Source organism: Castellaniella sp. FW104-7C03, assembly GCF_040276085.1.
In the GTDB taxonomy this organism is placed as follows: domain Bacteria; phylum Pseudomonadota; class Gammaproteobacteria; order Burkholderiales; family Burkholderiaceae_B; genus Castellaniella.
Genome location: NZ_JBELOK010000001.1, coordinates 283,236 through 295,694 on the forward strand (window position 1 = coordinate 283,236; position 12,459 = coordinate 295,694).

Below are 12,459 nucleotides of genomic sequence, written 5' to 3' on the forward strand. Positions count from 1 at the left end.
ACCATGAGGCAAGATGGAAGAATCATCGCACTATTCATCGCCAGCATCCTGGTGATCGTTGCCATCACCGGGGGTGGTCTCGTCTATTCCATCAAGCTCAGCTTTTACGCATCGCAGGCATTCAACGAAACCCCCAAGTGGGTGGGCCTGGCCAACTACGTGCAGCTGGTGCAAGACCCCGCATTCTGGGCCGCTCTGGTCAACGGACTGGAGATTTCGCTGAGCGCGATTCTGCTGCAAACCGTGATTGGCGTGGCCATTGCCCTGGTCCTGAACCAGAAATTTCATGGCCAGGGCGTGGTGCGCGCCCTGGCCGTGCTGCCGTATTTCCTCCCGCCCGTGGTCGCCGTCCTGGTGGGTAAATGGATCTTCGACCCGAACTATGGGCTGATCAAATACGCGACCAGCGCCGTGGGGCTGCGCATGTTCGACTGGGGGGCCGACGCCTGGTCCGCCAAGGGCATGATCGTGCTGGTGAGCCTATGGCTCTGGACCCCGTTCGTCACCACCTGCGTGCTGGCCGCACTGCAAAACATTCCCGAGCACCTGTACGAGGCCGCGCGCGTCGACGGCGCCACCGCGTGGCAACAGTTCTGGCACATCACGTTTCCGGGCCTCAAGTCCATCCTGATCATCGTCATCTTGCTGCGCAGCATATGGATGTTCAACAAGTTTGACGTCATCTGGCTGCTGACCAAGGGCGGGCCGCTGGACCAGACGGAGACGCTGCCCATCTTGGCGTATCGGCGCGCCTTCGTGGAATTCAATCTTGGCAGCGGCGCAACCGTGGCCACCGTGTCCTTCCTCCTGCTTGCCGTCGTCGTCCTGCTGTACCTGAAGCTGTTTCCCATCGACGATGCCAAGAATCCCGTCTAGCAAGGCCACCAGCACACTCACCTCGGAGCAGGACATCCAGATGCTTTTCGCACCACACGCCAGATTCGCAACGAACCCAAGGGGATAGAGATGGCTTCCTACGTCAGCAAGACGCCGCCCAGAAGATATTTTCTCTATCTGCTCGTGGCCCTCGTCGTCATCTACTCTTTCTTTCCCATCTACTGGATGATCCTCTCCAGCCTCCGATCGGGAACGGATCTGTTCAGGAGTGCTTCGCTCGTCTTCTGGCCGCCCGACCTGCATTCGTACCAGAACCTGCTGGAAGTCACGGATTACCCCGTCAATTTCCTGAATAGTGTGATCGTGGCCGTGGCGACGATCGCAATCTCCATGCTGCTGTCCGTATTCATCGCCTACGGCGCCACGCGGCTGCGATTCCGTGGAAAGACGACGCTGATTGCCTCCATGCTGTTCGCGTACATGTTTCCGCCGCTCATGCTGGCCATTCCCATGTCGGTGTTCTTTCAATCCATCGGGCTGTCCGACAGCCTGTGGGGCCTTTTGTGCGCCCACCTGGGCATGGTGCTGCCGCTGGGCGTGTGGCTGCTTTGGGGCTTTTTCCGATCCATGCCCTTCGATCTGGAAGAAGCCGCCATGGTGGACGGCTGCTCGCAATTTGGCGCCTTCACCCGCATCATTTTGCCGCTCACCGCGCCTGGTCTGATCACCGTGGGAATATTTTCCTTCCTGCTGTCGTGGTCGGACTACGTGTTCGCGCTGATATTGATTACGAGCGACGCCAATAAAACGCTGCCGGTTGCGCTGGCCTCGATGCTGGCGGCACAAGACCTGCGCTGGGGACCCATATTGGCGGGCGCCTCTCTCATCGCCCTACCCCTGTTCGTCATCCTTGCCTTCTGCTACCGCTACTTCATTGCCGGGCTGTCTTCCGGCGCGGTGAAGGGATGAATGCACCAAGGCACGTCATGCAAACACGACAAACGTTCATCCCCTTTCCCACCCGCTGAGGCTGCTTCATGAATTCGCTGTCTGGCATTCCAAGAAGAATACACAGGATTCTGGACGAGGGCGCACGGCACGGTCCCGACCGCCCCGCAATCACCGATGAAAACGGCCGGACCTGGACCTATGCCGAGCTGATACAGGCCGTGCAAACCACCGCTCCCCGGTTGAAGGCGCTGGGTATCGGCGCTGGGGACAAGGTCCTGCTGGTCTGCGAAAACTCGATTGCCGCCATCGTGCTGCTATATGCACTGAGCGCGCTTGATGCCTGGGCCGTGCTTGCCAACGCCAGGCTCGGGGAACGAGAGCTGGACCAGATCCACCACGATTGCCAACCTGGCAGGACGCTCTACGTCCATCGCGTGTCCACGCAAGCCGATGCGCACGCCGAGAGGGCCCAGGCGGCGCTCTACGAGTTCTCCAGCATTGGCCCCATCAAGGTCTCGGGCGCCAACCCCCAGGCCCAGGCCGAGGCCGTGTACGAGGACCCCGCCAGGCAAGTCGCGGTCGTCATCTACACCACCGGCTCCACCGGCCACCCCAAGGGCGTCATGCTCAGCCACCAGAACCTGGGCTACGTGGCCTCGCCCCAGGTCAGGAGCAATCCGCACCGGCCCGAAGACGTCGTGCTCTGCGTGCTGCCCATGTCCCATTCGTACGGCCTCACGCTGATGCAAAGCCTGCTGTGCGCGGGCGCCCACATCCACGTCAGGCCACGCTTCTCTTTGAAGGAATCAACGGAGCTGATCCAGGCGGGAGTCCTGACGATTTTCTTCGCGGTGCCCGCCATGCTTTCCAAGATGGTGCATTACGCATCGACGGCCGGCATTTCCCTGAGCCCCAACCGCCTGCGGTATGTCTACACCGGTACGGCGCCGCTGAGCCTGACCCTGCGAAATGACGTGGAAACCCTTTTCGACACCGTCTTGCAAAACGGCTATGGGCTCACCGAAACCTCGCCCACCATCAGCCGCACCCGCAATCGACGCGGCGATGGCAAGACCGGCATCGGATTTCCCATCCCCGGAGTCGAGGTCCGAATTGAGGGCGATGACGGCCACCAGACGATTCCGGCCACGGGCGAGCTTATGGTGAAAGGACCCAACGTCATGCTTGGGTATTATGGCAAGCCCAAACAATCAGCCGCGGCTATGACCGACGATGGCTATCTGAGGACCGGAGACATCGTGGAACAGGCGCCCGATGGCGAACTGTTCATCATAGGCCGCTCGAAGGAGCTGATCATCCATTCCGGATTCAACGTGTATCCAGCGGAGATCGAGGCCGTGCTCAATGCGCACCCGGCCGTCCTGGTATCGGCCGTCATCGGCAGGCCGACCTCGGATAACGAAGACATCATCGCCTTCATCGAACCCGCCCAAGGTGCCGCCATCAGCCCCGAGGACGCCCTGCATTTCGTCGCAAGCCGGCTCGCCCACTACAAGGTGCCGCAGCGTATCGTCATTTTGAACGAACTGCCGGTGGCGCCCAACGGCAAGGTGCGGAAAAGCGTACTGAAAGAGATGGCGCTCTGAAACCGTCGGACTTCAACCCATTGTTAAAGGATTCTCACCGTCATGAAAGAGTATGACTACATTATCGTTGGGGCGGGCTCGGCAGGCTGCGTCCTGGCCTCGCGCCTGAGCGAAGACCCCAGCGTGAACGTCCTGCTCGTGGAAGCGGGCTCATCCACCTCGATTTTCGTCAATATGCCCGCCGGCATACGCGTGCTGTACCACAGCAGCAAATACAACTGGCGTTACTGGACGGCGCCCCAGGCGGCGCTGCACGATCGGAAAATCTACATCCCGCGCGGCAGGGTCGTCGGGGGCTCCTCGTCCATCAACTCCATGATTGCCATCCGCGGCAATGCGTACGACTACGACTCCTGGGCCGCCAACGGCCTGCCACAGTGGGGGTATTCGTCGCTGCTGCCCTACTTCAAGAAGCTGGAAGACGCCAGCCTGGTCGCGCAAAAAGGCGATCCAAACCGGGGGTTTTCCGGTCCCATCCGGCTGTCTTACGGCCCGCGGCGCGAAGCCATGCAGGCCTTCGTCGAAAGCGCGGCAACCATCGGAATCCCGGAAAACCACGGGTTCAACGGCGCATCCCAAATCGGGGCGGGTTTTTATGAACTGAGCATTGCCGACGGCAAACGCTCGGGCGCCTTCAAATACCTGGACCGTGCGGGCCCGCGAAAAAACCTGACGATCTACACCCACTGCCAGGTCAACCGGGTCATCCTCGAAGGCAAGCGGGCCAGGGCCATTGCCATCACGCGCCACGGACGAGAAGAGTCGGTCCGAGCCAGCCGCGAGATCCTGCTCACGGCGGGCAGCATCGGCTCGCCCCAGCTCCTGATGCTCTCGGGCATTGGGCCCGCCAGCCACCTGGAATCGGTCGGCATCCCGGTAGCCCTGGATGCGCCGGAGGTGGGCGGCAACCTGCAAGACCACCTGGATTGCACCATCCGCTTCGAGGCGTCCGAACCCACCACGCTCACGCCCTATCTGGGCTGGATACGCGGCGCGATGGCCGGGGCGCAATACCTCTGCACCGGCAAGGGAGTGGCCGCCTCGCACGGCATCGAGGCCGGGGCCTTCTGGGGGCCGAACAAATCCGACCCGGTGCCCGAATGGCAGGCGCACTTCATCCTGGCGCTGCGCAGCCCCCCGCCCGGCTCGCACGTTCCCCACGGATTCGCCATCCGGGTGTGCCAGCTGCGGCCCAAGAGCCGTGGCACCGTCCGCCTGTCCAGCGCCCACCCTGGCAGCGCGCCCCTCATTGATCCCCAGCTGGCGCAAGAACCCTCCGACTTCGAGAGCCTGAGCCACGGCATCGCCGAGCTGTGCGACATCGTCGGGCGCCGGCCCTTCGCCGATCACATCAAGCAGCCGCTGGACAAGGACGCGTTCGGGGACAAAAAAACCCGGGACAACTGGCTGAGGGATTTTTCAGAGACCGTTTATCATCCCGTGGGCACCTGCCGCATGGGGTCCGATTCCGCCTCGGTGGTCGACCCGGAAATGAAAGTACGCGGCATCGAGGGCCTGCGGGTGATAGACGGCTCGGTCTTGCCGACCCTCACGGGCGGCAACACGAACCTGCCTATCATGGCCATGGCGGAGCGGATGGCGGACGTCATCCGGGGACGAGCCGACGCCCCCGACAGACAGTGACCGGCCCCAGGCCTGGCAAACAACCGGAACTCAAGACACAGACCATGAACGCGAACTCCTATCCCGACACCCAGCTGCTCATCGACAACCAATGGGTGGACGCCTCAAGCGGCAAGCAGATCGACGTCGTCAACCCCGCAACGGGAGAGCGCATTGGCGCGGTTGCCCACGCCGGCACGGCAGATCTCGACCGCGCGCTGTCGGCGGCCAGCACAGGCTTCCAGACGTGGCGCCATACCCCGGCCGCCGAACGCGCGGCCACCATGCGGCGCGCGGCAGGAATCCTCAAAGAGCGGGCCGATGCCACGGCGCGCCTCATCACGCTGGAACAGGGCAAGCCCCTCTTCGAGGCCAAGGCTGAAGTACAGGCCGCCGTCGCTATCATCGAGTGGTTTGCCGACGAAGGCCTGCGCGTGCAGGGGCGGGTCCTGCAGCCGCGGCAAATCGGCAGCCAGCAGCTGGTGCTGAAAGAACCCATCGGCCCGGTGGCAGCCTTCACCCCCTGGAACTTTCCCATCAACCAGGTAGTGCGCAAGCTCAGCGCCGCCCTGGCCGCCGGGTGCTCCTTTCTCTGCAAGGCGGCCGAAGAGACGCCCGCCGCCCCCGCCGCGCTGCTCGACGCGTTCGTGGCAGCGGGCATGCCGCCCGGCGTGCTGGGGCTGGTCTACGGCAATCCCGCCGAAATTTCCCATTACCTGATCTCCAGCCCCGTCATTCGTAAAGTCTCATTCACGGGGTCCACCGCCGTGGGCAAAATGCTGGCCGCCCTGGCCGGACAGCACATGAAACGGGTCACCATGGAGCTGGGCGGACACGCGCCAGTCATCATTGCCGGCGACGCCGACGTGGAACAGGCCGCCAAAACCATGGCGGGCGCCAAGTTCCGCAATGCCGGCCAGGTCTGCATCTCGCCCACCCGATTCCTGGTGCAAGACAGCCTGGTCCCGGAATTCACGCGCCTGTTCGTGCACCACGCCGAAGCGCTGCACCTGGGCGACGGGCTGCAGGAAGGCACCACGCTGGGGCCGCTGGCCAATACCAGGCGCATCACCGCCATGGAAAGCATCGTATCGGACGCACGCAGCGCCGGGGCCGACATCCTCACCGGGGGGACGACCGTGGGCGACAAGGGAAATTTCTACGCCCCCACCGTCATCGGCAAAATCACGAGCCAGGCGAGCCTATTCAATGTCGAGCCCTTTGGCCCCATCGCGGGCATTCAGCCGTTTCGCACCCTGGAGGACGCCATTGCCGAAGCCAATCGCCTGCCGTACGGGCTTGCAGCCTATGCCTACACCAGCGCGTATAAAAATGTGGAACTGCTGTCCAGAGCACTGGAAACCGGCATGCTCTGGATCAACCAGGCGTCCTATGCGCCCGCCGAATTCCCGTTTGGCGGCGTAAAAGATTCCGGCTACGGCTCGGAAGGCGGCCAGGAAGCCCTGGAGCCCTACTTGAACACCAAGGCGGTTTCCATCAAGAGCTGAAGCGCTCAGGCCAGGCTGGCGGTGGCCTCGGGGCCCTCCGCCGGCTTGTCGGTATCGGACAAGGCCGACTGCCAGTCGTTTTCCACCGAACCCAGGTGGTTCTGCATGAGCAGCACGGCGCGCTCCGCCGACTGGGCCTCAATGGCCTCGAAGATGGCCTTGTGCTGTTCGTTGGACCGAACACACCGTTGAATATTGGAAAAGTAAATTTTCCGGCGCGATTGCGATAAGAAATAAAAAGAATTGACGACCCGCACCAAAACCGTATTTTTCGTGGCGGCAACAATGGCCAAGTGAAAGTCGCGGTCTTGTTCGTCGATGGGCGCCTTGCGCTTGATGCGCGCATCGCTTTCCTGCAAGATCGACCGAATATGCTGCAAATCTTCCTCGGAGCGCCGCTCACAGGCAATACGCACGGTATTGATTTCCAATATGCGGCGCACTTCCATGGCGTTTTTCACTTCTTCCCGAGACAAAGGCAGCCCCAGCGAGCTTTGCAGCACGGTTGCTTCGATACTGCTGTCCGCCCCCAAATCGCGCAGATAGATGCCGGAATTCGGCCTGCGTTCGACCACGCGCATGCACTCGAGCATCATCAGCGCTTCACGCACCGCGCCACGGCCCACCCCGAACTTCTCGGCCAGCAGCCGCTCGGAAGGCAGGCGATCGCCCGATTCCAGGCGATGGGTGCGAATATAGGAGAGAGTCTCGACGATGACGGTCGAGGGACTATTGTTTCTGGCCATAGACTGGAAGGAAAGCTGTTCTGTTAAGTTTCGGAAAGCCAGGCATGGCGCCTGGCCCACCCACCAAACAAGCCGGGCGGATGCGGCAGTATTGCCGCACCGCAACAACTCTGATTGAAGCCCATTACGTGTCACGCGTCAACCGACGGGACCTCAGACCACGCCCTGCGCCTTGAGCGCCTCAAGCTCTTTGTCCGCAAGCCCCAGCAGCTGCGCCAGCACCGCCTCGGTATGCTCGCCCAGCGCGGGAGGCGGCGCCTCGTACTGAATCGGCGTTTTGGAAAACTTGATCGGATTGGCCACCAGATCGACGTGGCCGGCCACCGGATGCGGCAGAGAAACCTTCATCCCGCGCGACTGTACCTGAGGGTCCTGGAAGACCTCCGCAATCGTATTGACGCTGCCACAGGGAACCCCGGCGGCATTCAGCGCATCGCTCCAATACTGGCTGGTGTGCGCCAACATGCGCTGCGCGACGATGGGCACGAGGGTATCGCGATGGTCAATTCGAGCCGAATGCGTCGCATACAAGGGATCCGTGACCAGCGCTTCAAGCCCTGCCACTCTGCAGAACTTGGCAAATTGGCCATCATTTCCCACCCCCAGGTTCATGGCGCCATCGGCCGTATTGAACGTCTGATACGGCACGATATTCGGGTGCGCATTCCCCATCCGCCGAGGCGACTTCCCGCTGGCCAGATAATTCATATTCTGGTTTGCCAGGAAACCCACCTGCACGTCGAGCAAGGCCATGTCGATATACTGCCCTTCACCCGTCTTGTTGCGATGCAGCAAAGCGGCCAGAATGGCGGAGCTGGCGTACATGCCCGTCATCAGGTCGGCAATGGGGACGCCCACCTTGCAAGGTCCCGCGCCCTCTTGCCCCTCTTTGGGGCCGGTGACGCTCATCAAGCCCCCCATGCCCTGGATGATGAAGTCGTAGCCCGCCCGTTCCCGGTAAGGCCCGCTTTGCCCGAACCCCGTAATGGAGCAATAGACCAGGCGTGGATTCACCGCACTCAAGGCGGCATAATCCAGCCCGTAGCGCCGCATGTCGCCCACCTTGTAGTTTTCCAGCACCACGTCGCAATGCTGGGCAAGGCGGCGCACGAGATCGGCCCCCGCGGGCGTTGCAATATTGATGGTCACCGACTTCTTGCCGCGATTTGCGGCCAGGAAGTAAGCGGCCAGCGCGGTGTCCTGCCCTTGCGCATCCTTCAGAAACGGAGGCCCCCAGCCACGCGTATCGTCGCCGCGGCCGGGACGCTCGACCTTGATGACGTCGGCCCCCATATCGGCAAAAATCTGCGTGGCCCACGGCCCCGCCAGCACCCTGGTCAGATCCAGTACGCGTACACCTTGCAGAACACCGCTACTCATAGGTTCCCTCTGTATATGATCGGCCCGCCGCCCTGGAGCCCGGCGGGCTCGCCTCCCGGGCCGGCGGACCCGAAGCTCATGGCGTAATGAGCACGCCCGGGTTGAGCGTCCCTTTGGGATCCAGGGCCTGCTTGGCGGCGCGCAGCGCCTTGGCAAAGACCTCGGGGCGTTGTTGGTCATACCACTGCCGGTGATCGCGGCCTATGGAATGGTGGTGGGTAATCGTACCGCCATTGCCAATCAGCGCATTCGATGCCGCCGTCTTGATCTGCCACAGCTGCTCCGAGAGCTTTTCTTTATTTCCCAGGGCGCAGTACGTGAAGTAAGGCGCCGGGCCGTCCGAATACGTATGCGTGAAGCGGCAGGTCACCAGTCCGGGCCGGCCCGTCACCTCTTGGACCGCGGTCTCGATGGCGCCTTTCACCTTGCCGTGGAACTCCTTGAACTTGTCCCAGGTCACGGAAGTCTCGAAGGTCTCCCGCATGATGCCGCAAGCGGTCAGGTGCTCACGGAAGAAGGGCGCGCGGATGAAGGTGTTGCGCCACTGGCCGGAGGCGCCCTTCAAGTGGGAGTCGGTCGCCTCGCCCGCCGCATCCGTCACGCCACCATGATCGGCGCACAGCTCGCTTGCCCGCTTCATCCAGTCATCAAGCGGATGGTCGGCCGATTCGAAGCCAACGATCAGGATCGCATCTTGCCCGTTGCCGGCCCCTGTCACCAACGCCTCATTGGCATCAATCAAGCGGCAGTTGGAGGGATACAGGCCCGATTGCGACAAGGCCCGCACGGCTTCGGCGCCCGCATAAAAGTCCTTGAAGCGAAACGCCGCCGAGGCCCGCCACTTGGGCCGCTGGCGCAGCCGCATCCAGGCCTCGGTCACAATGCCCAAAATGCCTTCCGAGCCGATGAACAGGCGGTCCGGACTGACGCCCGCCCCCGATTTCGGAATGCGCCGCGACGCGGCGATGCCCGAGGGGGTGACCACGCGCAAGCTCTCGACCAGATCGTCGATTTGCGTATCTATGGTGGTATGGTGCCCCGCCGCGCGCGTGACGATCCAGCCGCCCAGGGTGGAGAACTCGAACGATTGCGGATAGAAGCGCAAGGAAAAACCGCTGGGCTTGAGCTGGCTTTCCAGATGAGGACCATAGACGCCGGCCTGCACACGGGCCGCCTGGGACGTGGGGTCCAGCTCCAGCACCTTGGACAAGTGGCGCAGGTCGATCGTCACCACCGGACGGTCGCCCTGGTCGCGCGGCGGGGTCACGCCCCCTTGCACGGAAGAGCCGCCGCCATAGGGAATGGCCACCGCGCCTACGGTATCGCACCAGTCCAGGACGTCGATCACATCCTGTTCATTGCGAGGCAGCGCAATGACGTCCGGCGGATTGGAAAAGTCCCGGCGCAACATGCGGGCAAAATCGTGGGCCGACTTGCCGTAGCAGTGGTTCAGCCGTTCGAGATGATCCACAGTACAAAGATGAGCAATCTTGTCAGGCACCGCGACTCGCGGGGCGCGCAGCGTGATTTCGTCAGCCTGAGGGGCGGGGGTCGGATCGAAGCGATCCACCTTGAAATACTTTCCCCATACCGAATCAAGATGCTTGATTTCTTCCCTCGTGGGAGCCTGGTCCTCAAACCCCCAGCCGCTGAACCGCCGCTTTCTCGTCACTGCCTCCATCGCACTCTCCTTTGTGGAAACACCAGCACTACACCTGGATATGAAAAATTGGTACTACCAAACAAGTAGTACCAATAATACCGGCAGGCGCGCACCGATGTCAACGCATTCTTCTCGTTCTGTGGCAAGTCGGCGCACAGCGCCTGTTGCGGCGGTATTCCGCGCGCAGCCGCAGGCTTGGCCTAAGCGTGCGGCGCGGCGCACTGCGCCATCAGCCAGTCCCGAAACACGTGAATCTTCTCGACTTCGGCCTCGCTGGCACGATAGGACAGGAAGTGCGTTTCCACGTCCATGGCCTGAAACTCGCCACACCCCAGTTCGACCAGCGCCCCGCTGGCCAGTTCCTGCTCGGCCAGGCGCACGCTCTCGAGGGCAACGCCCACGCCATCGACGGCGGAGGAAATGGCCAGGGCGGCGCGATCAAACGACAAGCGGGCGCGTCCCGGCAGCGGCAGGCGGTTCAAGGCGAACCACTGGGGCCAGCTCACCGGGTTGAGCTGGGAATCAATCAGCGGCAGGGTTTGTATCTGCTCGGCCAGCGGCTGGCCGGCGCGCAGCAGCGACGGGGCGCACAAGGGAACGTTGCGCTCGGTCCCCAGCGCGCAGGCCACAATGCCGGGGGCTGCCGGTGCGTGGCGGTACGAGATGGCCAGATCAACCTCTTGCGCCCGCAAGAGATGAATGGGCTCGGCCCCCGAAGTCAGCCGGATGGTGATGTTCGGATGCGCCTGCATGAAGCCGGGCAGGCGCGGACTGAGCCACTTCACCGCCAGGCTGGGCGGGCAATGCACGGCCAGCACGTGCGCGTGCGGGGCCAGGCGCACCTCGCCGCAGGCCGCCTCGATGGCATCGAACACGCGCGAGAGGCTCTCTTGCAGGCGCGCGCCCTCGGGCGTGAGCTGCACGCGCCGGTTGCGCCGCAAGAACAAAGGGCGCTGCACGTGCTCTTCCAGCTTCCGCACCTGATGGCTGATCGCCGATTGCGTCAGGTGCAGTTCCTGAGCGGCCAGGGTAAAGCTGCCCAGGCGGGCCGCGGCCTCGAAGGCCCTGAGCAGGGAAAAATTGGGGACTCGACGCATGACGGCCTGGGCACAAAAACATGAATGTAATTCATGTTTTCATGAAAAACGATCGTTTGTCAATGGGTTAAGCCTGGCTGAAGATGAAGCACCTTTCATCCAAGCCTTGCATCAGCGCACCAACCGCGCACAGGAGATCTTTCATGGCCGCATTACCCAACACCGCCCAAAGCCTGCCTTTGAGCAACGGACGCATCTCGATCTATCAGCCCGAGCAGACGGGGCTCATCTTCCCCGAGCTGCCCACGTTCAAGACCGCGGCCGAGCAACGCCAGCACCTGAAGGAGCGCCTGGTGGGCGCGTGTCGCGCCTTTGCGCTGCAGGGGTTCGACTACGGCTTTGCCGGACACCTGACCATCCGCGACCCTGAGCACCCGAACCTGTACTGGACCAACCCCATGGCCGTGCACTTCTCGCAGGTGAAAGTCTCGAACCTGATCCTTGCCGACCACACTGGACAGGTCGTGGAAGGACGCCACGCGATCAACCGCGCCGGCTTCGTCCTGCACGCCGCCGTCCACGAGGCCCATCCCGACATCGTGGCCATGTGCCACGCCCACACCCCCTACGGCACGGCCTTCGCCTCGCTGGGCCTGCCCATCCGCCCCATCACCCAGGACGCCTGCGCTTTCTACGAAGACCACGTCGTCATCAAAAAAGAGGCGGGCCAGGTGGCTGTGGAAGTGAAGGCCGGGCACGAAGTGGCGCAGGCCTTCGCCGGCGTCAAGGCGGCCATCCACCAGAATCATGGGCTGCTCACGGCCAGCCGGCACAGCATCGAAGCCGCCGCCTTCTGGTTCATTGCGCTGGAACGCTGCTGCCAGCAAGAGCTGATGATTGCCGCCACCGGCCAGACGCCGCAGCTGGTCACCCCCGAGCGTGCCCGCTACAGCCACGAGCACGTGGGCAGCGAATACATCGGCTGGCTGCACTTCCAGACGATCTGGAATGAGCTGGTGGCCACCCAGCCCGACATGTTCGAGTAAAAATTCGGCGGCCTGCCTGCCCGTGACGCACGCGCCACGGGCAGGCAGGCCCCCTTTTTGC

General features: G+C 62.8%; 10 protein-coding genes. 6 read left to right on the top strand and 4 right to left on the bottom strand.

Annotated features, from left to right (window positions below):
- Positions 1-3: 3 nt before the first annotated feature.
- The 5 genes from ABS758_RS01265 to ABS758_RS01285 all read left to right on the top strand — a co-directional run bounded on the left by ABS758_RS01265 (position 4) and on the right by ABS758_RS01285 (position 6,526).
- Positions 4-876, top strand: coding sequence for a carbohydrate ABC transporter permease (locus ABS758_RS01265; protein WP_350379936.1), 873 nt, complete (start codon positions 4-6; stop codon positions 874-876).
- 90 nt (positions 877-966) lie between these two features.
- Positions 967-1,806 carry a carbohydrate ABC transporter permease gene (locus ABS758_RS01270; protein ID WP_350379939.1) on the top strand — a complete coding sequence of 280 codons (840 nt, stop codon included), beginning with the start codon at positions 967-969 and terminating at the stop codon, positions 1,804-1,806.
- A 68-nt stretch (positions 1,807-1,874) separates the two neighbouring features.
- Positions 1,875-3,395, top strand: a complete 1,521-nt coding sequence (locus tag ABS758_RS01275; protein ID WP_350379941.1) for a class I adenylate-forming enzyme family protein — start codon at positions 1,875-1,877, stop codon at positions 3,393-3,395.
- 42 nt (positions 3,396-3,437) lie between these two features.
- Entirely contained in the window at positions 3,438-5,039 is a 1,602-nt protein-coding gene (locus ABS758_RS01280) for a GMC family oxidoreductase (RefSeq protein WP_350379943.1), read from the top strand.
- A 44-nt stretch (positions 5,040-5,083) separates the two neighbouring features.
- Positions 5,084-6,526, top strand: coding sequence for an NAD-dependent succinate-semialdehyde dehydrogenase (locus tag ABS758_RS01285; RefSeq protein ID WP_350379946.1), 1,443 nt, complete (start codon positions 5,084-5,086; stop codon positions 6,524-6,526).
- A gap of 5 nt (positions 6,527-6,531) precedes the next feature.
- On the opposite strand, the gene ABS758_RS01290 is transcribed toward ABS758_RS01285, so the two are convergent.
- From ABS758_RS01290 to ABS758_RS01305, 4 genes are all read right to left on the bottom strand, one after another.
- Positions 6,532-7,272: a FadR/GntR family transcriptional regulator gene (locus tag ABS758_RS01290; protein ID WP_350379949.1), complete on the bottom strand. Its 741-nt coding sequence runs from the start codon at positions 7,270-7,272 to the stop codon at positions 6,532-6,534.
- Between the two features lie 153 nt (positions 7,273-7,425).
- A complete protein-coding gene (locus tag ABS758_RS01295; protein WP_350379952.1) occupies positions 7,426-8,652 on the bottom strand; it encodes a CaiB/BaiF CoA transferase family protein in 1,227 nt (408 codons plus the stop codon).
- Positions 8,653-8,728: 76 nt separating this feature from the next.
- A complete protein-coding gene (locus tag ABS758_RS01300) occupies positions 8,729-10,333 on the bottom strand; it encodes an FAD-binding oxidoreductase (RefSeq protein ID WP_350379954.1) in 1,605 nt (534 codons plus the stop codon).
- Between the two features lie 182 nt (positions 10,334-10,515).
- On the bottom strand, positions 10,516-11,412 hold the full coding sequence (locus ABS758_RS01305; RefSeq protein ID WP_350379956.1) for a LysR substrate-binding domain-containing protein: 897 nt from the start codon (positions 11,410-11,412) through the stop codon (positions 10,516-10,518).
- A 143-nt stretch (positions 11,413-11,555) separates the two neighbouring features.
- On the opposite strand from ABS758_RS01305, the gene ABS758_RS01310 reads away from it, so the two are divergent.
- A complete protein-coding gene (locus ABS758_RS01310) occupies positions 11,556-12,398 on the top strand; it encodes a class II aldolase/adducin family protein (protein ID WP_350379958.1) in 843 nt (280 codons plus the stop codon).
- The last annotated feature ends 61 nt before the right edge of the window (positions 12,399-12,459 follow it).